The sequence below is a fragment of the Aquibacillus saliphilus genome (assembly GCF_020404745.1).
Taxonomy (GTDB): domain Bacteria; phylum Bacillota; class Bacilli; order Bacillales; family Amphibacillaceae; genus Aquibacillus; species Aquibacillus saliphilus.
The window spans coordinates 59533-82105 of sequence record NZ_JAIZAP010000022.1 but is presented as its reverse complement, the minus strand read 5'-3'; the positions used below and the strand labels follow the sequence as shown (position 1 = coordinate 82105).

21 protein-coding genes and 1 pseudogene are annotated in these 22573 nt (G+C 36.1%); 4 read left to right on the top strand and 18 right to left on the bottom strand.

Going from position 1 to position 22573, the window contains the following annotated elements; all coding sequences use genetic code 11:
• Positions 1 to 230, top strand: a pseudogene (locus tag LD272_RS18735) (hypothetical protein); the annotation flags it as partial.
• Positions 231 to 443: 213 nt separating this feature from the next.
• Here the strand turns inward: LD272_RS18735 and LD272_RS18730 are convergent.
• Entirely contained in the window at positions 444 to 767 is a 324-nt protein-coding gene (locus LD272_RS18730) for a DUF4870 domain-containing protein (protein ID WP_226038138.1), read from the bottom strand.
• A 213-nt stretch (positions 768 to 980) separates the two neighbouring features.
• On the opposite strand from LD272_RS18730, the gene LD272_RS18725 reads away from it, so the two are divergent.
• Positions 981 to 1904 carry a DMT family transporter gene (locus tag LD272_RS18725; RefSeq protein WP_226038137.1) on the top strand — a complete coding sequence of 308 codons (924 nt, stop codon included), beginning with the start codon at positions 981 to 983 and terminating at the stop codon, positions 1902 to 1904.
• A 65-nt stretch (positions 1905 to 1969) separates the two neighbouring features.
• On the opposite strand, the gene cyoE is transcribed toward LD272_RS18725, so the two are convergent.
• The gene (gene cyoE, locus LD272_RS18720; RefSeq protein ID WP_255639807.1) at positions 1970 to 2896 is read right to left on the bottom strand and encodes a heme o synthase; all 927 of its coding nucleotides are present in this window, start codon (positions 2894 to 2896) and stop codon (positions 1970 to 1972) included.
• A 305-nt stretch (positions 2897 to 3201) separates the two neighbouring features.
• Here cyoE and LD272_RS18715 point away from each other — a divergent pair, with 305 nt between their 5' ends.
• Positions 3202 to 3399, top strand: coding sequence for a methionine aminopeptidase (locus tag LD272_RS18715; RefSeq protein ID WP_226038136.1), 198 nt, complete (start codon positions 3202 to 3204; stop codon positions 3397 to 3399).
• 130 nt (positions 3400 to 3529) lie between these two features.
• Here the strand turns inward: LD272_RS18715 and LD272_RS18710 are convergent, their stop codons facing one another.
• Entirely contained in the window at positions 3530 to 5572 is a 2043-nt protein-coding gene (locus LD272_RS18710) for a beta-galactosidase (protein ID WP_226038135.1), read from the bottom strand.
• 118 nt (positions 5573 to 5690) lie between these two features.
• Between LD272_RS18710 and LD272_RS18705 the strand changes: the two genes are divergently transcribed.
• Positions 5691 to 6518 carry an AraC family transcriptional regulator gene (locus LD272_RS18705; RefSeq protein ID WP_226038134.1) on the top strand — a complete coding sequence of 276 codons (828 nt, stop codon included), beginning with the start codon at positions 5691 to 5693 and terminating at the stop codon, positions 6516 to 6518.
• A 316-nt stretch (positions 6519 to 6834) separates the two neighbouring features.
• Here the strand turns inward: LD272_RS18705 and LD272_RS18700 are convergent, their stop codons facing one another.
• The 15 genes from LD272_RS18700 to LD272_RS18630 form a co-directional block, all read right to left on the bottom strand.
• Positions 6835 to 7590 (bottom strand): sugar phosphate isomerase/epimerase family protein, encoded by a 756-nt coding sequence (locus tag LD272_RS18700; protein WP_226038133.1) that lies wholly within the window; start codon positions 7588 to 7590, stop codon positions 6835 to 6837.
• 41 nt (positions 7591 to 7631) lie between these two features.
• Positions 7632 to 8669 (bottom strand): Gfo/Idh/MocA family protein, encoded by a 1038-nt coding sequence (locus tag LD272_RS18695; protein WP_226038132.1) that lies wholly within the window; start codon positions 8667 to 8669, stop codon positions 7632 to 7634.
• A gap of 97 nt (positions 8670 to 8766) precedes the next feature.
• A complete protein-coding gene (locus tag LD272_RS18690; protein WP_226038131.1) occupies positions 8767 to 9174 on the bottom strand; it encodes a VOC family protein in 408 nt (135 codons plus the stop codon).
• A 173-nt stretch (positions 9175 to 9347) separates the two neighbouring features.
• Entirely contained in the window at positions 9348 to 10367 is a 1020-nt protein-coding gene (locus tag LD272_RS18685) for a Gfo/Idh/MocA family protein (RefSeq protein ID WP_226038130.1), read from the bottom strand.
• Between the two features lie 220 nt (positions 10368 to 10587).
• Positions 10588 to 11511 carry an AEC family transporter gene (locus LD272_RS18680; RefSeq protein WP_226038129.1) on the bottom strand — a complete coding sequence of 308 codons (924 nt, stop codon included), beginning with the start codon at positions 11509 to 11511 and terminating at the stop codon, positions 10588 to 10590.
• Between the two features lie 531 nt (positions 11512 to 12042).
• Positions 12043 to 13017 (bottom strand): metallophosphoesterase, encoded by a 975-nt coding sequence (locus LD272_RS18675; RefSeq protein WP_226038128.1) that lies wholly within the window; start codon positions 13015 to 13017, stop codon positions 12043 to 12045.
• A 65-nt stretch (positions 13018 to 13082) separates the two neighbouring features.
• Complete coding sequence (locus LD272_RS18670; protein WP_226038127.1) at positions 13083 to 14882, bottom strand: ABC transporter ATP-binding protein; 1800 nt, start codon at positions 14880 to 14882, stop codon at positions 13083 to 13085.
• 12 nt (positions 14883 to 14894) lie between these two features.
• The gene (locus tag LD272_RS18665) at positions 14895 to 16076 is read right to left on the bottom strand and encodes a nucleotidyltransferase domain-containing protein (protein ID WP_226038126.1); all 1182 of its coding nucleotides are present in this window, start codon (positions 16074 to 16076) and stop codon (positions 14895 to 14897) included.
• Positions 16069 to 16533: a lasso peptide biosynthesis B2 protein gene (locus LD272_RS18660; RefSeq protein ID WP_226038125.1), complete on the bottom strand. Its 465-nt coding sequence runs from the start codon at positions 16531 to 16533 to the stop codon at positions 16069 to 16071. Before LD272_RS18660 ends, LD272_RS18665 begins: the two co-directional genes overlap by 8 nt.
• A 19-nt stretch (positions 16534 to 16552) precedes the next feature.
• Positions 16553 to 16843, bottom strand: a complete 291-nt coding sequence (locus LD272_RS18655) for a lasso peptide biosynthesis PqqD family chaperone (RefSeq protein ID WP_226038124.1) — start codon at positions 16841 to 16843, stop codon at positions 16553 to 16555.
• Positions 16840 to 17775, bottom strand: coding sequence for an HPr kinase/phosphorylase (locus tag LD272_RS18650; protein WP_226038123.1), 936 nt, complete (start codon positions 17773 to 17775; stop codon positions 16840 to 16842). Before LD272_RS18650 ends, LD272_RS18655 begins: the two co-directional genes overlap by 4 nt.
• Before the next feature lie 77 nt (positions 17776 to 17852).
• Positions 17853 to 18008 (bottom strand): paeninodin family lasso peptide, encoded by a 156-nt coding sequence (locus tag LD272_RS18645; protein WP_226038122.1) that lies wholly within the window; start codon positions 18006 to 18008, stop codon positions 17853 to 17855.
• A gap of 18 nt (positions 18009 to 18026) precedes the next feature.
• Positions 18027 to 19979 carry an asparagine synthase-related protein gene (locus tag LD272_RS18640; protein ID WP_226038121.1) on the bottom strand — a complete coding sequence of 651 codons (1953 nt, stop codon included), beginning with the start codon at positions 19977 to 19979 and terminating at the stop codon, positions 18027 to 18029.
• A gap of 292 nt (positions 19980 to 20271) precedes the next feature.
• On the bottom strand, positions 20272 to 20403 hold the full coding sequence (locus tag LD272_RS18635) for a paeninodin family lasso peptide (RefSeq protein ID WP_226038120.1): 132 nt from the start codon (positions 20401 to 20403) through the stop codon (positions 20272 to 20274).
• On the bottom strand, positions 20357 to 22351 hold the full coding sequence (locus LD272_RS18630) for an asparagine synthase-related protein (RefSeq protein WP_304511987.1): 1995 nt from the start codon (positions 22349 to 22351) through the stop codon (positions 20357 to 20359). Before LD272_RS18630 ends, LD272_RS18635 begins: the two co-directional genes overlap by 47 nt.
• Positions 22352 to 22573: the final 222 nt, after the last annotated feature.

The window sequence follows — 22573 nt, the reverse complement described above, 5'->3', positions numbered from 1 at the left end:
TACAAAATAAAATCGATAGTAACCGATCATTACTAGACATACAAAAGTTTGTAAGGGCCTACTGGTCAAAGTGCTATTCCTTATTTATAAAGGAAATTTTTAAGTTACCAGATCGTTCGTCACCAGGTAGAAAAAAACAGAAAAACGAACAGGTTTTCTTAGAAACATTAAGGCAATATGAAGAAGGTGAAACACAACATTTAAATGACCTAACAAACGACTCGGTATAAATGTAAAAAAAATGGATAATGGACTACCTTCTTAGACCCCATTGTTCTTTTTTCTATTTTTCTCTCAAAAGATAAAAACTGAATATTAAAATAATATTTAACTTGAATATAATAAACTCTTGACTTTAATAAATATTTTTAATGCAACACTAGTGTAATTTCCTAGACAATCAAAAAAATGAAAGGCACCTGAACTAGTGCCTTTCATTTTAATTACTTGATAAAGCGAAAAATCAAGGGAATCCGGTATTCTTCACCACCATACGATTTAACTGCGGCAATAATAGTGAAAATGAAAAGCATAATCCCTACTACAGGTAACAGGACAATTCCGATAAGTAGCAAGACTAAAATTCCACTAACGGTAAAATAAATTGTATAAGAAATTAAAAAGTTAAAATATTCTTTGCCATGATAATCAACAAACTCGGACTCTTCTCTTTTCATCAACCAAATAATTAGTGGTGCAAGGATTGGAAATGGAAAACTAAGAAGATAAATTAACATTGCATAAAGTCTCTCATCTTTGGTACTCAAAGCTACAACCCCTCCCTTATGAAACATTATATTTTGTATACTGTAATGATAGAATAGAAAGTTAGTTTCTACAACCAATTGTTTAGTTATTAACTATATTCTTACATTCCCCATGAAAATTACTCAATCTTTGACAATTTAGCTAGTATCCCGTTACAAGAAGTGTGATAATAACAAGTGGTAGCAATTTACATAGGAATGGATGGATTTTAATTGAGATCAAACTTAATATTCTACATAGGACTTATTCTAGTATCAATTATTTGGGGCGTGAACTTCGGGGTTTCACGTTGGGCAATGGACGTTTTTACTGCGGAGGTCTTTGTACTTCTCAGATTTGGGTTAGCCCTTCCGTTTTTATTTATCATTTTGAAAATTACCGAGGGTGACATTAAAGTAGAAAAGAAGGATCTTTTAAGACTCGCTATCATTGGATTTGTTGGCGTTACCATTTTAGAGTTGCTTGTTATGTATGCGATTAAATTTACAACACTTGCAAACGCTTCGCTATTAAACGTCGCACCTTGGCCAATCTTCGTCGCCTTATTTGCTCCTTTATTCACTCCAGAAAAAATGACTAAACGAATAGTCATCGGCGGATTTGTAGCGTTAGTAGGTGTCTCACTTATTATCCTTGGGGGAAAAGATGGATTTGATCTTGGATCAGAATATATGTTAGGTAATCTTCTTGCACTTTCTATTAGTTTAATTGGTGCATTATTTAATTTAGCCTGCATGCCGCTTATGAATAAGTACTCACCTATGCGCGTGACAACTTGGTATATATTATTTGGCTCGCTCTTTTTAATTCCATTTACACTTGGAGGATGGGAGAGCATCCAGTGGACTGAATTATCTGCAATTACCTGGGGAGCAATCGGCTATAACGTAATTTTATGTACTGTGGCAGCATTTGTGATTTGGAATTTATCGATGAAACATGTTGGTGCAACAAAAGCTAACTTCTTCAGGTACTTTGTTCCAGCATCAGCTGCAGCTGCTGGGGTATTATTCTTCAATGAAACGATATCAGTTGCACAAATAGTTGGTGGAGTAATTATCATCATGGGGTTAGTATGGATTGCTTCAGAACGAAAGGTGATCTCATCAAGATTTGAAAATGAAAAAGCAAGTTAATGTTAAAAGAAGTAATCACCCTGTATGAATATGAGGTGATTACTTCTTTTTATTTAATACATTCGTTAAAACAGTGTCACAACAATCATTGTAAGAAATAACACCATTAAATAGTTAACTGAATACAAAAACATCCAATGTGCCCATCTAAGGTCATCCTTTGTAAAAAAGCCTATCATGCCAAGAACGAGCCAACCAGTGGTGAGTATTGTAGCTATTATTATAAATATACTATCTAATGAAAAGATGAAAAATGGTAATGGCAGTAAGCAAGCAATGTAAATAGCCATTTGTCTCTTGGTAATCTCAAAACCATGTACGACAGGAAGCATAGCAACTCCTGCAGCTCTATATTCATCGCATTTTTTGATCGCAATTGCAAATGTATGAGGAATCTGCCAAATAAATAAGATAAGAAATAAGATAATTGGAACAATATGAAAAGTCGAATCGACCGCTGCCCAGCCAATCAGTGGGGTAACTGCACCGGAAATACTGCCAATTACCGTGTTCAACGTGTATCTTCGCTTGGACCACATCGTGTACAATAAAACGTACGTAAACCAACCCAAAAGACCATATACCAAAGCCTCAATGGTTGTAAAAGATAACAGTATTAGTCCTAAAACACTCAACGTAATCCCCATGACTAGAACCGTTTTTAGTGAAATAGTCCCAGTAACTGTCGGGCGATTTTTCGTTCGTTCCATAACCGTGTCGATATCAACATCGTACCAGTTATTAAGCAAGAGAGCACCTGCCATAACCGAAGTACTACCAACAATCGTTAATAGGAATACCTCCCAATGTTCTAGAAAAGAAGCATTTGTGAAATATAGGGCTAAAAAGAAGCCAGTGATGACAGGAAGAATATTCGATATCAGCACAATGGCTTTAAAAAGAGATTTGAGATCAGCGAATAAACTAGTTTTGTTTTGTTCTATTAAATTAGTAGTAGGATTACTAATAGTCTGTGGAGAAGATTTCTTCATTTTGTTCACCTCAGAAGCTCTTTAAAGTTAAAAAAACATAATAGTTTAATTGTACTTTAAAACACCTCCGATTTCCATTGTCTGCTACCTATTAATCCCACAACCAATTTATGCCATTGTTTTAAACCGTCTTTTAGTTACTTGAAAGTTAAGCTCCACACCTTTTCAGTTACCGTTTAAATACATCTAGCATATCGGTCTCCATTCTCCAAACAACAAAAGCTCGACATTTAAACGTGTTCCATATTGCGATTATCTGAATAAAATAAAAATATAAACACATAATAAATTTTGAGGTGATCAAAATGGGATTATTCAGTGTGTTATCTGATTGGACAAATAAAAAGTATCAAAAGAAAGTTTCAAAGATGGAACAGTTAGGTAAATGTCCTGATTGTAATGGAATGGGGATTCCGATAATGTCGTATGAACATTATTATGGCACTAACTATCACTGTCCCGGTTGTAATGGAAGTGGCTTGTTTGAAGATTGGATGAAGTAATTGATTTGCCAATCCTTTAGTAAACTCCCGCTGATGATACCGTTTTATTTTTCATTAACAATGGTCTCTTTGCTATGACCAAAAAGAAACAGTTAGTACTAACCTAACTGCTCCCTCGTGGTTCGTTCTTTTATAAATCCCCAACCTGCTCATACCCTAGTATCATTACGCCTTTAGCTCCTATTAATACCTTGCCAGACTTTGTTTCGCCTGTTAATAAGTCTTCCCTAACTTTCTCCTCTAAATCAAATTCACTTTTTATGTCATTATGATTCATTACAAATAGATATGGTTTGCCATTTTTTACGCGTTCCGATGTTTCAATCCCGGTCCCTGCTTTAACGTTTGGTTTAATATCTTTTTCACTACACAATTCAGATACAAATCCTTCTAAAAAAGCTTGATCTGGACTAGATGCAATATACCAAGAATTCCCTTTACCGAACTTGTTTCTAGTTACAACTGGCATCCCTTGATAAAAATCATCTCCATATTCAGCTACTACCTCAGCTCCCTCAGAATGAATCAAGTCGAATAAAAGGTTACATTCATATTCGCCTGTAAGATTAGCATGTTGGCCTTTTATAACAATTTGATTTTTACTGTCTGGATTTAGTGCATCAATTTCCTCAGACCAAATGCCTAGCATGTTTCTTAATTCACCTGGATAACCACCTAATGTAACTAAATCATTTTCGTTTACAATCCCGCTAAAGAAAGTAGTTACAAATGTACCTCCGTTCTTAACGAATTCCTCAAGTTTTTTTGCATACCCTTGTTTTACCATATAGAGTACGGGAGCAATCACGGCATCGTAGTTACTAAGATCCTCCTCAACACTAATCATATCAACCTGGATATTCGCTTGATAAAATGCATCATAATACTTGTGTACTTCTGTCACATAATCAAGCGCTGCTGACGGTCCGCTTGATAAATTTATTGCCCATCTATTTTCCCAGTCATATACAATCGCTACTTTCGCATTGACCCTTGCATCTAACAGCTGATCAGATAGCTCACTTAATTCTTTTCCTAGTTCAGCTGTTTCTTTGAACACCCTTGTTCGTTCGTGACCAACATGCTCAATTACCGCACCATGGTATTTTTCAGTAGCCCCGACAGAACGACGCAATTGAAAAAACATGACCGTATCAGCACCCCGCGCTATAGCCTGATAGCTCCATAATCTCATTACCCCAGGTCGTTTTAATGAATTGTATGCTTGCCAATTTTGTTGACTAGGCGTTTGCTCCATTAACATAAATGGCTGCCCACTTCTTAGTCCCCTCATTAAATCATGGGTCATAGCTGTAAAGCTAACTGGTGTATCAATTCTCGGATAATTGTCCCATGAGACAACATCTAAATGTTTTGCCCACTTGAAATAATCAAGATCTAGGAACGTACCCATTAAGTTAGTAGTTATCGGTGTGTTTTTGTCATGTTGTTTAATTGCATCATATTCTAATTTGTAGCAATCTAGTAAGCTATCTGACATAAACCTTCGGTAATCAAGCGAAATTCCTTGAAAAAAACTAACATCACCAGGCTGCTCCTCACTAAGTTCATTTGGAGGAACAATTTCTGACCAATCATAAAATGTGTGCCCCCAAAACCTTGTATTCCACGAAATATTCACCTTTTCAAGTGTCCCGTATCGTTCTCTTAGCCATTCACGGAATCCCTCTGCACAATGGTCACAATAACAATATCCACCATATTCGTTCGACACATGCCAAACGAGAACAGCAGGGTGATCCTGATATCGTTCCGCTAGTTTAGCTGCAATTCTTTCCGAATACTTTCGGTAAGTTGGACTGTTTGGACAAGAGTTATGTCTTGCACCAAATTTTCTCTTTCTACCTTGAAAATCAACACGCAATACATCTGGATATTTAGAAGCCATCCAAGCAGGATGTGCTCCGGTACTAGTCGCAAGACACGTATATATTCCATTTTGATATAATCGATCAATTGTTTGATCTAACCATTCAAAGTTATATGTATGTTCATCCGGCTGGTTTAGCGACCAAGAAAATACATTCAAGGTTGCGACGTCAATTCCTGCTAGCTTAAACATCCGAACATCTTCATCCCATGCGGATTGATCCCACTGTTCTGGATTATAATCTCCTCCGTACCAAATCTTTGCTAATTTTTCATTAATCATTTTTTACTCCCACCCTTGTGATATAATATATAATCATTGTATTCGCTTACAATATTCTTTTATATATAATATTTTTAACACTGATATAAGAAAATGGCATTTTTCGGAGGGATCAATAGTGAATAAACGAAGAATGGTACTAACTCCTTTTCAGAGCAGGCCACTCTTACCAATTTATATAGAAAGTATTGGCTTTAATCCCCATCAAGAAAAAATAACCCGTCCCCATGGTTACCCCCATTATCACTGGCTACAAACAATTGCCGGTGAAGGAGAGTTTGCATTTAACGGGGAAAGATACATCCTGAAACCTAACTGTGGGATGCTAATTAGTCCTCATGTAAGTCACTCCTACCAAGCACTTACTGACAAATGGGAAACTACATATCTAACTTTCGGCGGAAAAATCATTGCCGATGTGATGTCGTACATAGGATTACAATCAGAAGCATTTTATCAGTGGGAAAGTGACAATCCGATTAGGACTGAAATCATAGATTTTATGCAGAACATTGAGGACACGAATGATGTTTTCGGCATTCATGCATCAACGAATGTTTATCAGTTTTTATTGATGGTAAAAAATTATGCTGGAGCCGAAAAAAATCTAGCTGTCTCCGGTAATTTGGAGAAACTACAACCTTTAATCAAATGGATGAAAGCTAATATTTCCAACCCCAATATTGGATTAATTGAGTTTGCGCAGTTTTTAGATATCTCACCTAGACAACTTAATGGTCTATTTCGAAATACATTTAATGTTTCACCTTATGCCTATTTCTTAGATTTACGGATTCGAACTGCGAAACATTTGTTGTTTGAATCAAAAGAAATGACCATTAATCAAGTAGCAAAAGAAATAGGATTCAGGTCACCAAGTCACTTCATAGCTACTTTCAAAAAGATTGTTGGCATACCACCGGAAAAGTTTCGAACATTTCACTAAAATATGGAGAATTCTTATGAAGCAGCAAGTATCAATTGTATTAGTCGGTATCAGTGGGTATGGTCATGTATATTTAAGTAACTAACTAGATGAGCAAAATGAAAGTGGTATTTATCTGGAGTAATAGACATCAATCCGAAACGGTCTGATTACTATCAACAAATCGTCGACAAACAGGAGAGGCAAAACAATTGAAATCGAATAAGAAAATTGATAAATCCCTTTCCCTCTAAAATAAGACAAGGAGGGAAAGGGATTCGTTATCAATTAATCTTCACCCGGTAGAATGATTGAATATTTTCTTTCTTAACTACTGTCAGATTAGTTCTTTTATATTTGTTAGATTTATATACGCACTTTCCAGTGTATCTTTATCAAAATCTTCTTGCTCTATTGTAAACCAGTCTACACCGCATTCTCTCCCTTCTTTTAGTAATGCTTGGATATCCAGTTCCCCTTGACCTACTTCTGTGCTGACTTTTTTCCCTTCCACACGTTTCATATCTTTAATATGCAGTGACACACAACGGTTCCTGTTTTGTTTTATTATTTCTAAAGGATCAAAACCAGCATGTAGTGCCCAGTAACAATCAAGTTCCATCTTCATAAAATTAGGGTCTGTATTCTCATATAAAATCTCAAACCCACGTTTTCCACTACCCAAATCACTAAATTCGAAGTCGTGATTATGGTATCCAAAGGTAAAGCCTTGGTCATTACATTTACGACCAATCTCATTTAAAGAATCAGCTGCCCGCTTAAAAGCATCGACACTGCCTTTAAACTCTTCTGGTAAAGATGGACAAATAATTAATTCATTCCCAATCGTGTGATTGTATTCTAATGATTGCATCAGATGTTCATCTAGCAACATATCATATCTAGTATGACTACCTGCACTAATCACTCCTGAATCATCCATTACCTGTTTTAATTGTTTAGCGGGTGTTTCAAAAAATCCTGCAAATTGAACACCTTGATAACCCATTTGTCCTAGTTCACTGATGGTGCCAAGAAAATCTTTACTTGTTTTATCTCGCACAGAATATAGTTGAATTCCTAATTTCCCCACAAAAATCTCCCTTTCTATCTCTTAATTCATTCAAAATGATTTTACAATTGAACTGCTTTTCCCGATTCGGCTGACTGATAAAGAGCATTAACTATTTTTTGAATAATTGTACCTTGGAGCGGTGTACTTAAAGGCTGTTCATTTTTCAGGCAGCTTTCTACAAAGTGCTTAATTTCGCGCTCATGCCCACCACCTTCAGGTAAATAAGCAGGTGTAATATCAATTAACGAATCGTGCTTCTCCTGATAAATCTTTAGTGGAAATATATCTGCTCCACCTTCATTTCCCATTAAAGAAACCTGCATCGTATCACGTTCAGCAACGTTCGCCGCAAACGCAGCTTCAAGGACTAAAGAAGCACCATTTTTAAATGTAATCATCCCGACAGCCATATCTTCTACCGTGAAATTTTCCCAGTCCCATTGACCAAGTAATCCTACACCTTTTTTATTGCCTATTTGTTGGTGTGTTTTCCCTAACACGACATCTGGCTCTGGATAATCCATCAAATAAAGGGCAGTATCTAACATATGGACACCAATATCAATTAACGGTCCACCGCCTTGAAGTTCCTTGTTCGTGAAGACACCCCAGCCCGGAATCCCCCTCCGGCGAATTGCTTGAACCCGTGCAGAATAAATATCTCCTAGTTCACCACCATCAATAAACGCTTTTGCAGTCGTAACTTCTGATTGATGGCGATAATGAAAACCATAAGTTAAAAACTTCCCAGCTTTTTCTGCTGCTTGTTGCATACGTTCTGCCTCGTCGACAGTCATCGCTGGTGGTTTTTCACATAGAACATGACATCCTGCTTCTAGTGCAGCAATAGCCGCTTCTGCATGAAATTTATTTGGGACACAAACACTAACTGCATCGAGTTCTACATTCTCAAGCATTTCTTGGTATGATCCAAATGCATGTGGAATTGAAAAGTTAGTTGCAGCTTCTTGTGCCCTAACTAACGCAACATCAGCAATTGCTCCTATTTCTACACTTTCTTGCTTTAAGTAATTCGGAATGTGTACGTCTGTAGCTATTCCACCAGCACCAATTATTCCAATTTTTAATTTCGACATCGTCAACATCCTCTCGTTTAATTTCAACAATCATTAAGCACCTTTTAAACAACATTCCTATTTACTTAGGCGGACAACCTCTATTCATTTTTCTATATTACGTTCTTAGTTGTAGCGAATCAGGTCGCATTTGAATAAATTCAATTCGATTTTTATCAGGGTCTTTTACCCAACATTGATAATTTCCGTCCAATCCTTCCTTTGGTTCTACATCCAATGTATAACCCTTACTTTTAAGGTGATTGGCTATTACCTCAATGTTTTCCACTTCAAAACATAGATGCGAATAGCCAATCGTACTGCCGTCAATTTGAACCTTTTTCTCTCCACCGTAAAACAATTCAATATACTGCCCTTCTGAAACCTTTAAATAAACAATCCATGGTTCGTCCTTGATATTGTGTAAATCAAATAGCTTTTCAAACCCTAATACGTTGCAGTAAAAATCCAATGACTTTTCCATATCTGCTACAGTGTAGGCCGCATGACCAATTCCTTTTATCATTTAAATACCTCCAATTTTATAATTTGAAAACGCTTTAATTTTATAATAAGAAAAAGCTACAAGCCGGAGCTTCTATGTGTTATTTACGCTACAAAGAAGCTCAGGTGCCGGAGCTAGTATTTCATACCTTATTAATAATATCATCACTCATTTTCTATAATCACTTTATTAAATTAAACTTTTCCAGTTACCATTTGTTCCATTACCCAATTTGTCCGAATCCCAGATTCCCCGTTACTTGGGCATATACCTTCATTGTTGCCTGTCAGTTGATCGACAATCGTTTGAATCAATGGCTGCTGCACATGGACCGGATTCTTAAAACCCCATTCAGTGATCTTACCATTCACACTCAATTGAATTGGCCCTTCGCCGAAAGTAGCAAATGTAACTTTCCCTTTTGAACCAATGATCTCATTCCTATCTTCCCGGTCCAAAGCATTAAAACACCAACTACCAATTCCCTGTACTCCGGATCTAAACGAATAGGTACCTGTTACAATATCCTCTGCATGGTAGTGGCCGGCTTGATTGTTTGCAAACCCACGTACCTGTTCAATCGGTCCCAACAAAAAGTCGAGAATGTCTAAAGTGTGACTAGCCAAATCAAAAAACAGTCCTCCACCAGCAAGGTCAGGTTGTATTCTCCAAGGTGGATTTGTTTGATCCATTTCAGTTTCAGCAGTTGGCTGGTATTGTACCGTGGATACAAAACGGGTATCACCAATTAATCCTTGATCAATGATTTCTTTTACTTTTAAAAACCGATCTAATTCTCTACGGTAATATGCGACAAAAAGTGGAACAGCGTTTTGTTTGCAACTATCAATCATCATTTGACATTCGTTTGGATTTAACGCCATCGGTTTCTCCACATAAACTACTTTCCCCGCATTTGCTGCCTTTACCGCGTATTCCATATGAAAGGCAGGTGGAGTAGCGATGTAAACTGCATTCACTAATGGATCATTAATTAATTGGTCAGCATTATCATACCAATTAGGAACATCATGCCTTCTCGCGTAATCCTTAGCTAACTCGCCATTTCTACGCATCACAGCTACAAGTTGCGAATTCTCAACCTTCTGCAGTGCGGGACCACTTTTTACTTCAGTTACATCGCCACAACCAATTATTCCCCAGCGCACTTCGTTTAAATGTTTGATAGAATCGCCTCTTTCTTTATGTATCAAGTTGTTTTCTTAGATGGCTAATATTAAATATACTTCTACACAGTTAGAGGGTATCCTCTTTTTTCTTTAAAGGATTTTATGATTAGACTAACCTGGTAAAAAAGTTACGTGCATTTTGTTTGAAGCTCTATTCGAAGAGTGAACATCCACCTGTTCAGTTTAGTAAAACTGTAGTTTTAAAAAATGAAATAGTTTAGGATGTGTCCTGATAACAGTTAGTCTAAAATATAATTCTCGCCAGGTAGATAATCATTGACACTGTAAATGCACTAACAATAGTAGAAAGCACTACCACCTGAGAAGCAAATTCCGGGTGGTTTTTATATTCCTGTGCAATGACGGCACTATTTACAGCAGTAGGCATTGCTGAAGATATTAATAATGCTTGCGCGAACATCCCATCCATTTTGAAGATAAATATAATTGCCAAGGCAATAACAGGACCCACTAAAAGTCTAATAACAAGACTCATATAGACAGACAGAAGGCCAAATTTAAATTTCAATGCAGCTACCTGTGCACCAAGAGTAACTAGCGCCAATGAAATCAGTGCATCAGAAATATAATTCGAAGGTACCCAAATAAATGAAGGGATTGGAACATGAAAGATGTTTAGCAATATCCCAGCCAACATTGCGTATAAAACAGGCATTTTGAAATAACCTAGTGCTGCTTTAAGCTTCCCTTTACTAACTGACTGTAAAGAAAAGATACCATAGGAAAACAAAAAGATATTTTGTAATGTTAAAACAATAACCTGGATTGACATAGCAAATGGATCACTTTTAAATACTAAATCATTGACTGGCACACCATAATTAGCGGAATTGTAAAACATGACACTATTTGAGAATGCAGTTTTTTCCCCTTTATCTAAACCCATCATTTTACCGACAACAATGGAAATAAGAAATAACATGAAAACATATAAGCAAAAGAATAAAAAGATATCAGAAAATAAGTTCCAAGAAATTTGCGTATTATATAATTTCACAAAGATAAAACCAGGAACCAAAAAGTAGATGTTTAATTTCGCTAATGTAGAAATATCGAGGTGAAACTTTTTATGTAAGATGTAGCCCAGTGCCATTAAGATAAATACAGGTAAGATGACGTCTTTCAATATAGTGAATAATTCAAACACGCGTAACGCTCCTCTCTTTTCGTAGATGTTATATTTTTAGACTGGATAGGTTAGGGTATAAGAAAAGCGCAGGGCGCCTTGGTCACCCCCGACAAGCATAAGTCGAGTCTCTATGTGGTGCTTTTTCGACAAAGAGGATTGACTTAAGACCGCAGGCGGGGCAGGCGCTGGAGCTGGACGTGGGTAACTCAGAAATTTAATTATCTACAGCAGTCCATTTTTAATCTCCCGGACTGTAAAGAGCATTTTCATACTTAATTTCATTAGTAAAGTACCTTGCGATCCTTGGTAGTCTCATAGATTACTAGCAATTGATTCACATGCAAATATAAAAAAGAAAATAATTCGTTGTCGTTTTATTTCAACAAAAACTGCCATTTTCCTCTAAGATAATGAAAAATTTCATTTAAATAATATAGGACATATCTATCATAAAGCAACGCTAAAAGGATAGACAGAAAATGGTATCCCTTCAAAAGAGTGCCGAAGAATTCTATCATAGTATCCCAAGACAGTTTAACAAAAGTAAAACTACTCACCTTTTGTTAATTTTAACAGATTGATTTCCGGTGGATTTAAAAATCGAAAGTTCAAAAACGCGACTGCATCCGAGCTGCCGAGCCCCGTACTAACATATTGCTTACTACCCTTATATTCCCATAGTCCTTTCACCCGGTTTCGTGGCGGGAAGAATTGATTTTGATACCATGCTTCTGGTACAAAAAACGCACCTATAAAAGGCAAACGTATTTGACCACCATGATAGTGACCTGCCATAATAAGATCGAAGTCTCTCATTTGTAAGCGAGAATCTACTTTAATTTGGTCAATCCGTGCATCTACTACAGGATAGTGGCCTAGTGCTATTAATACATCATTGGCTGTTTTATCATCCAGCACTTTCATTTCCTCTAACAAACTTTCTTGATTTTTTAAAAACAATTTATTATTAGCATAGGAAGGTCTTGGGGTTCCTTCATTTATGCCAACATAACCATCCTTGATAGCCATCTCGAAATTAACAAAATCCAGGACAGAATCCCCAACAGTTATTGTATCAATAGTTTCCAATAATTTAACCCCTTGTTCTTCCATCCCGTTAATAAACTCACTTTTTTCAACATTCGTCGTGACAACGTAGCTTTCTGGATCAGTATTGCCTGGAACAAACCAGGCATTTTCCTTATTAGCGATTCCTTCTAATAATGAATGGAACCGCTGATAATTTGTATTTTGAATACCATCTAGCATATCACCGGTAAAAGCTATCGCGTCATAATCAATTCGATTGATCTTCTCTATCAATTTTTTTTGATTATTTCCGAATTCTTTTTCATGTAAATCGCTCACTTGTAGGATTAAAAAACCTTCCAACTGATCTGATAAATCTTCTATTACTATTTCTTGCTCGACTACTTTTATCCGGTTATTGTCCCAAATTGTGTAACCAAATAGAACAATAAATAATAGTATGAGACCGACCATAATCGTACCTACCTTCTTCATTCTAATCCCTCTCCAACATAGTCATTTATACATACGACAAAAAACACCCACCAAAGTGAGTGTTTTTAGTTTGTTGCCTCCATTTGGTTTCTTAACAAATGACTAAACATACTTCGCTTCTCATTAGCAAGCTGGGCAAACTCACCAGTTTGAATTATTTCTCCCTGATCTAGTACGACAACTTGATCAGCGTTTCGGATTGTCGACAGCCGGTGTGCTATTACAATAATTGTCATCTTTCCTTTAAGCCTCTCTAGTGCTTCTTGAATTTTAGCCTCATTATCCGTATCGAGTGCACTCGTTGCTTCATCAAGCACTAATATCGAAGGACTCCGTAAAATAGCACGGGCTAAAACAAGCCGTTGCCTCTCTCCACCTGACAATTTAACTCCTCGATCGCCTATTAAACTATCCAATCCGTCTGGAAGCTTGCTAACGAATTCAGCAGCCGAAGAAAACTCCAACGCTGACCATAACTGCTCCTCTGTTGCATCCGGCACTACTAGTGTTAAGTTCTCTTTAATGCTCGTATTAAATAAAAACGGTTCCTGTGCTACATAACTAATCGATTTCCTTAAAGCGACTAAATTATCACTTGTTAATAAGGCGTCATCAATCAGCACCCGTCCTTTTTGCGGTTGGTTTAAGCCCATCAATAAATCAATTAACGTGCTCTTCCCAGCTCCTGATTTGCCAACAAAAGCCGTCATTTGGTTTGATGGGATAGAAAGATTAACATTATTTAAAGCATACTTTTCCGTATCTTGATTATATTTAAAACTAATATTCTCACAGAAAATCCCTTTTTTAATCTCAAGCGGTTTAATCGATTTGTCTGATTTACTTGTAAATTCTTGAGAAACCCTACATTCTTGTTGTAAGGCTTTAACTGCTTTAAATGCAGGTAACATGGTCGCGATCTGTTCGAGTGAAGCCTGAATACCAGCAACTCTCGGCCACAGCCTTGAGAATATTACAATCACTAACATTAGTTGCCCTGCCTGCGCGCTAAACATATTTATAGCAATAAATATGAATCCTGCAATTAGTATCGCTGAAGCAACTTTGTAATATAACTGAGAGGTACTTCTAAGTTTCGTGTATTCGACTTGTTCTGTTTGTATTCGTTTAGTTATTGAGCTAAACCAGTCCAATCTTGATTCTTCTAGGGTATTACTCTTTATATCTTTAATTCCATTCATTTGATCCGTTATTCCAGCCAAGTAATTTCTTCCTAACTCATAGTTTTTATTTCCAAGTTCTAGTGAACGAGCAAGAAATTTACGATTAAAAAAGATCAGCATTAAACCACACAACAATACAAAAACAGTTATATTTGGTGAGAGCACAAAGGCCAGTCCGATTTGGATTACAGTAAAGACCAGTGAAGCCACAAATTGCAAAAACGAATTCGTTCCTGCACTCGCGCGTGCAATCTCTGATGTTAATAAGTTAATTAAATCAGATTTCCTCTTTTTAATGTAAAAATCCCAATTAGAACGTAGTAAAGAACTGTATGTTTCTATTCGTACGTGCCTTAAAAACCCTTGTTGAATTATCGTGTTTTTTACTGATATTTGCCTATTCATCACATTTTGGCTTATGACAATTAAAACATAAACAGCTAATATTGAAGGAAGAGCGATTGAACTTGGTATCCCCTCCAAAAAACTAAACAGATTACCGACAATAGGGATTGCCCCTGTACCTAAATCAACAATCCCGCTTATACTAATCATCGGAACAAGCAGAAGGATACCAACCCCCTCTAGTAAACTAATTCCCATCATTGCAAACATATTTATGTAAAGAATCTTACCGGAATATGCATGAATTTGCTTTAAGAAATACAAGATATGTTGCATTTGATTGTCCCCCTAGGATAAAGCATCTTTCTTCGTTTTTCTCCATGCCCATAAAAAAGGTCTCAGTGGAAAGTAAAGGAAATGGAACTTTTTTGGTAATGACAATGTCTGCGCATCCTCTGGATACGGATGCAGAAAAGTTAAAATAAACACTATTTTTTGTTGAAATGACATTAATGAAAATAAATAGCGTTTATGATATACAGCTATTTCTTTTGGGACTGGGTTGTTATGTAAGCTGACCCTTTGTCTAAAATAAAATGTGGCTTTTTGTGCCACTTCACCTGGTTTTTTCTTTGAAATCAAAGGGGTCATCTTATTACTAATCTTTGAATCCAACAGTTGGGAGGATAAAATCAGCGACTGACCACCTTCCTGCTGAAAATGGTATGTTTTTACTAGTTGGCGAACTTTATCCCAATCCAAGTCTTGTTTTACCAGTTCTTTAATATCGAGCAACCAGCGTAATCTGGACCAACCGTGCCTAGCACCATGAGAAACGAGTAGTAAAAATAAGTCCTCTTTACCTAGTAGATAGACGGGATAACTGGTAAGTGAGCTTCTGTTTTTCCGTTCCCACAACTGTTCAAAGTTCGGTTCTTTACTTGGTCCTGGATTTAATCTCCAATGTATTTCTAGTTTCATTCTTTTTTGTGGATGAATATAAGTAACATGGTGGTGACGCCATTTCCAATCGTTCAACACGGTTTGGATATAATCGTCCTTTTCATACCCTAGATTCTCAAGCAGTCTTTCCGCATTCTCTAGTTTATTGAGTGGAATTAGAATATCTAAGTCACTCGAGGTTCGAAGAGAAACATCACCGTATAGCTCATGTGCAAGCATTGGGCCTTTTAGAAACAGAGACCTGATTTTTTCTTCATTAAATAACTTACTGACTTGCTCCATTTCGGCACTAAGTAACAACATTTGAAATGTATTTTGCTTATAACTTTGTTCAATACTTTCAATAACGTACTCTGGAATGAGGCCATTTTCTACTAACTTTAATTTACGATATAAAGAGGGATAAAGACGATGATGATTCACTAGATTGATAAATAACTTCCAGTCGATATCTATTAACAATTGGGGTTCATTTAGAGGGGCATACTCGTCCCTTTTCAGCAATTCGAGGATTAAAAGCAATTCTTTCGGTATTCCTGCTAAATCGAGACGAAATTTGTTATCCATATTTTTCTCCTTCTTTATAGACATTTTTAGCAAATTTACTAACGACAGTAAATTGCTTCATTACTTCTAATCCAGTAATATAATACGAACCACTTCGTAACCATGCATGTGCAACCAATTTTCCGGATTCATCCTTTGCAGTTCCTAAGTACAGTGTGCTCTCCACATTACGTTTCTCCAACATTTTCATTGCCGCAATTGCTTTCACAAGACATTGGCTCTCCCAAAAAGTGTAACGACTCATCATGTGGATTGCCTGAGATACACTGCTTAACAATTGTTTGTTTGCAAAGTCATTATTGGTCGTGGTCTCTTGCATTTGAATTCCCAAGGAAGGAGCTACCTTTGAAAAAGGTACGCTTTTTAATATCCGAGCCCAGCCTAAGTAAAAATAAGATTCAAATAATAGTAGTTTTAGTTTTCGATCCAATAATAAAAAAGTCTTAAACTTCCTCATTTCTTAGTTCCTTCCTTAATTATGATAGTTGAATTAATTCTTCACTTGCCAACATACCTAAGAACGAAATGACCTGATCCCGACATTCACTTTCTTCAACATCATACTGAGCAAGTAATGATTCAATCAATTCCTTAACGGACGTGGGTTCCTTAATCTGATCCCATATTTCTCCACCCATTTCACCTAAGTTATAGTACTTACCTTTGTTAATACTTAACATGACTTTTTCTCCATCCATGTCACTAACGATGTTGCCCTCATTTTGTTTAACAACCTGACTAACCGAAACAACTTGATTTTCAATCATAAACTTGGTTCCTCCTTTTTTATCTCAGACAAAATGACATCCGTTAATTCATGGGCCGTGAAACACGATGTAGGTCGTTCTAAGCGAAATAAATCGATTTTATTAGCAATCTTAGTTGTAGTATCAAAATGCCATTCCATTAAACCCGACCTGTTGATCAAAAAGTTGCGGTACGTGTGAACAAATAAGGTATGAAGTCGTTCGAGGGCAAGAACTGGTCGTATTTTGATTTCTTCAGTTTCTGTTTTAACTAATTCAATAACACCTGCAAGCGGGATCGGTTCTTGAGCGAATTGGTCTAAAACCGGGACAGCAAACTTAGTCTCTCGATCAATAATTGGACGTAGCTGGGTCGATTTCATTCCAAACTCATTCAAACTTTCTTGCCATAACTTTTGTTGTGGATATGCAGGCGTTACAATCGGAACATTTTGGTCAGATAGCGTAACTGGAATTACGTCATCACTTAGCAACTGGAATCCTCTTTTTAGGAATGCTGATGCTAGGGTTGATTTCCCTGCACCTGAATCACCAACAATGGCATAGGCTTTACCATCAATAGCTATCGCACTACCATGTAAAGGAAGGATTTTTCTTTGCATTAAAAGTGCTCCCATACAAGTTCCTAGTAGGTAGAGACGAATTTGGTCTTCATCAAAACCTACCATGGGTGAAACAGTAATCTTTTTTCCATTCTCAATTAAAAAAATGGCCACTTCAGGTATTTGAAATAAAATAAAATCTTTCTTAACAATAAAATAATTGTTTGGTTCAGCTAGTTCAAACCAAGTTACTGATAAATCAGTTTTGGTAATTGTGACATCCACTAAATCTTCTTTTATGCTAACTTGTTGTAACTCCGGTAGGTGGTATTCACTTGATACAGCTAACCCGAAGACTTTGTAAGCCTGTTTCTTCTCTGAGATTATCATCAACATGCTCCCCTATAGTTTAATAAAGACCCTTATACTTTAATGTATAAGGGTTAAGTAAATGTTCAAACAAAAAATTAACTACCTAAACAACTCGCGTTAGATCTTCCTTCGTGTGTTTCATCCTTACCCTCCGAAACATCAAAGCAATCCGCGTTTGCATTTCCTGGTCCGTTCATTGTCATGCTTACATCAAGAACTTCTAACAATGGCTTTTTCCACTCTCTTTTCATTATTATCACCTCCCCCAATCAGCCAATATTCTTCAAAAATCGGTACACAATTAAACTACGAGTTAGAACCTTAAAATCATTTTCAACTATTAATTCCTGCCGTGGTTTAGTCCCTATCCTTGATAAGCAATTTCTAATCACGTTCAAATCTATAAATTCAGAAACTAGAGAGTCATTGCTTAATTGTTGTAATTCATCTATAAAGCAGTCCCAATGTTTAGCAATACGGTGAATTGTATCTGCCCCTTGAATCCCCCGTGTATGATAGTTAAGTCTCACCTTATCTGGAAGAAAGTTTTTTGTAGCCCTTCTAATAAATGAACGTTCCATTCCATTTAGAACATATTGTTCTTCCGGTATAGCTAAACAAAAACGGATAACATTAATATCGTTTGTTGGGTCACGATTCCACAATGAGTAACGCAAAGATAACTTTGTTTCTGCAACTCCGCTTTTATTCCAAGCATGTAGTTGCTTGTAGTAGTTATTCCTATATTTTGTTAAGTTCTCAACGGGCCCTGATTTTGGATCAAGTCCATATTGCTTAAGCCTTTCAACTACATTCGTTTTGTTAGCAAATGACGGATTAATAATAGTAGGAAATTCATTTCTAAATTGATGATTTTTTTTATTCCAATTCACTGACGTTGGAATTGCTTGTTTTGTAATAATAGGAAGCATATTTGACTTCCCCGTATGATAATTTTTAGTGTAGTAGTCTAGTTGACTATTAAGCTTTAACCATTTCAGTTTCTTAAATAGTGAAGTGTAATAGTTAATGTTCAACTTCCATGAACCCCAAGAAATCGAGTGATTTCCTCTTGCACCATTTAATAGAACCTTAATCCCTTGTTTATTAGCTGTTTCATTGATACCTTTTAACCAAAATGAGTTTTCGAAAAACTTGTAAGGCATTTCCATTAGCTCAATGAAATCATCTACTTCAGTAAAAGGATCCATACCTTCAAATCTTAAATAATTATCTGAAATATTACCTACATAATTCACTGTTTCTTTTACCAACGAACTTTCGTCAGCTTGATAATATTTCGGTGTCCAATCTGTAAAACTATCTTCTGGTAAGTAACTATACGTGTGTAACTTTTTATTTTGTTTTATAAGGTTTTTTGAAGCAAAGCTAACAACTGATCCAGAATCCAAGCCGCCACTCAAATGTGATCCTACTTGCCCGTGTGTTCGCGTCCTAGCACTAATTGCTTTTTGAAAAACATCCCGAAATGCTTCCTCATACTCCTCATTTGACCCAAGTTTTATCCCTTTCTTGACTTCTATCGTGCAATACCTTGAAACAGTAACTTTCTCATCAACTACAGTGATGGTATGGGAAGGAGGAATTTGAGAGATCGATTTATATACCGTGGTCGACATGTCTACCGATTCAACAATCGTTGGTATTGCAAGGAATTCAGCCAGCCAATCTTCGTTTAACTTCTTTTTTATGTAAGGAAGTGTAAACAATGGTTCTATTGTTGTTGAAAATGCGAACCGTCTATGGTCATGATGAAAATAAAGAGTCCTTGCACCAGAGAAGTCTCTAGCTCCAAATAACTTCTGCTTTTTCTCATCCCATATCATAAAAGCGAAATCACCATCGAGATGCTTTGGTACCTCGTCGCCCCACTTATGGTAAGCTAATAAAATTAGTTCGCTATCTGGTATTGACTTTCTATCTGTTTGATTCACTTGCAATCTATTAAATAACTCTTCTCGATTATCAATGATTACGTCAGCTGTAATTGCTAGCTGTCTTTCATAATCATGATATGGTAATCGTTCTCCAATCGACTCCGGTGTAATCCACTGTGCATGACAACCGAAGAAGGTATTTTTATTGTTCCAGATTTGAATGTCTTTAGCGGGATACTTCTTCAGGGATTTCATCATATTTTGCATATATTCTACAGCTACAGGTTCATGATTACTGTTATGGATACCAACGATTGCACTCATAATTTCCTCCTATAGCATTTAATAATCAAATGTTTTTTCTTTATAGAGAACATTTTTCCAGAAAGTCTTCCCCTAAGGTATGGTCATTTATTTAAGAAACTAATTTTCAGTAGTTAATATGACTTTTAATTCTTTATAAAGAACAAATTATACTATATAACTTATCATTATTGTATTTTAATGTCAATAAAATTCAAATTAATGTTGAGAAATAAAACATTGACTCATTAAAGAAGACCCTTATAAATTCGTTTAAATTTATAAGGGTAAGTAACACATACTCTTTTCTGATTTAACTTTCATGAAGGTGTACAGTTTCATCTTCATCTTCAAACGTAGCATCTACATCTCTAATTCCTGCGCCTTGCATAGTCATATTAATTTCCAAAACCTCCAACGCTGGCTGTTTCCATATCTTCTTCATATGTATTATCACCTCCTTTCAAATGAAATCTTTTTATAAATCGATAAATGATTAAACTACGCATTAATATTCTAAGCTCTGGGTCAAATGCATTGTTCAACTTAGGACCCTCCTTAGCGTTGTAAATTGCTAATTGAAGTAAGGGAATATTTAAGTAATCAGAAACTAACGGATCATTAACTAGCTGTAGTAACTCTTCTATAAACAGGCCCCAAGACCGAGCTACACGGTGGACCCAATCTGCACCTTGGATACCTCTTACTCGCTGATTCAAACGAATTTCATCTGGCAGATACCCTTTTGTTGCTCTTCGAATAAGTGCCCGATCCATCCCGTTCATGACAAATTGATCTTCTGGTAACGATAAGCAAAATTGAATAACACGTAGATCATTAGTAGGATCACGATTCCAAATTGAATAACGAAGAGATAATTTTGTTCCGCTTGTGCCAGTTGTATTCCAGATAGCAGGATTCGTAAAGTGGTCATTTCTTTTTTCGTATATACTTGAATTAGAAGAGCCATTCTTATCAATGCCGTGTTCATGAAATGTTTTAAAAACATCAGTTTTTTCTGCAAGGTTAGGGTTGATGATCATGGGTAGTTGGTAGACTTCTTTTGATTTATTTAAAAATGGAAATGCTTTTTTACCTGCTATTGAGAGTATTCTGAATTTATCTTTCACTCCTGTGTTTTGACTGTATAGATTCAATTCACGATAAAGGCTGATCCACTTCATTTTTTTTATTAAAGTTCCATAGTAATCTAGTGCAGGCCCCCAAGAAATTCCGAAATTACCTCTCGAACCATTTAATAACACTTTAATACCTTTTTGACTTGCACTTTCATATATTCCTTTCACCCATACAGAATTCTCAAAAAATTTATAGGGCATTTCCATCACTTCTAACCAATCATCTATTTCTGACAACGGGCTTTTACCCGCAAAGTCTAAATAGTGATCATCTATATTGCTCAGATGTTGAACGGTTGAACTAATAAATGGTCGCTCATCTGCCATTCTATATTTAGGCGTCCAATCTATGAAATCTCTTTCAGGAATAAAACTAAACGTATGTAAAGTTCTGTTCTTTTTCATCAATGGTTTCGCAGCAAAACCAACAACGGAGCTCGAATCCAGTCCCCCACTTAGTTGAGAGCCCACAGGATAATCCGTACGTAACCTTGCATCAACGGCTTCCTGAAAAACCTCTCGGAAAGATTCTACGTAATCTTTATCTTTCTTAAATTTTATTGTTTTGTTCAGATCTAAAGTGTAGTACCTTGAAATAGTAGTTTTCCCATCAATCATAGTAATAGTATGTGAAGGGGGAACCTGTTTAATATCTTTTATTACTGTCGAAGAAGCATTAACACTATCAATCATATTAGGAATAGCAAGATATTCTGCAAGCCATTGTTCATTCAACTTCTTCTTCACGTATGGTAATGACAGTAATGGTTCCATTATTGTGCAAAAACCAAACCGATTTTGATTATTAAAGTAATATAGTGTCCTGCTTCCTGAAAAATCTCTCGCTCCAAAAAGCTTATGTTCTTTCTCATCCCAAATCATAAAGGCAAAATCACCAATTAAATGCTTCGGTGTATCTTCGCCCCATTTATAGTAGGCGAGTAAGATCAGCTGGCTATCAGGCATTATCTTTCCTTCATCCTTACCTACCTGCAACTTCTGAAACAATTCATTCCGATTATCAATAATAGCATCAGCAGTAATTGCTAGTTTCCTTTCGTTGTCATAGTATGGTAACGGCTCTCCAACTGACTCAGGTGTAATCCATTGCGCATGACATCCAAAGAATAGATAATCTCTATACAACACTTTGATATCATCAGCAGGAAATTGTAATTTCTTCATCATTCCATTGCTATGTCCAATTGGTATAGGTTCTTTATTACAATGAAGGATTCCAGCAATAGCACTCATAGTTCACTCTCCAATTTAAAATAAATTCCCAATTAAAAATAACTGGTTGCCATTCAATTTAAAAATTTTATGATTATCAAAATAAATGCAATCACTCATTTCGTTATAAAGAACAAATCAGTAATTTACAAGTCGTGAAATAAACTTAAACTGTTGCATTCTCTAAAATATTTACAATTGAATTATCACCGAAATCAATTACAAAATTAAATTGCTACAATA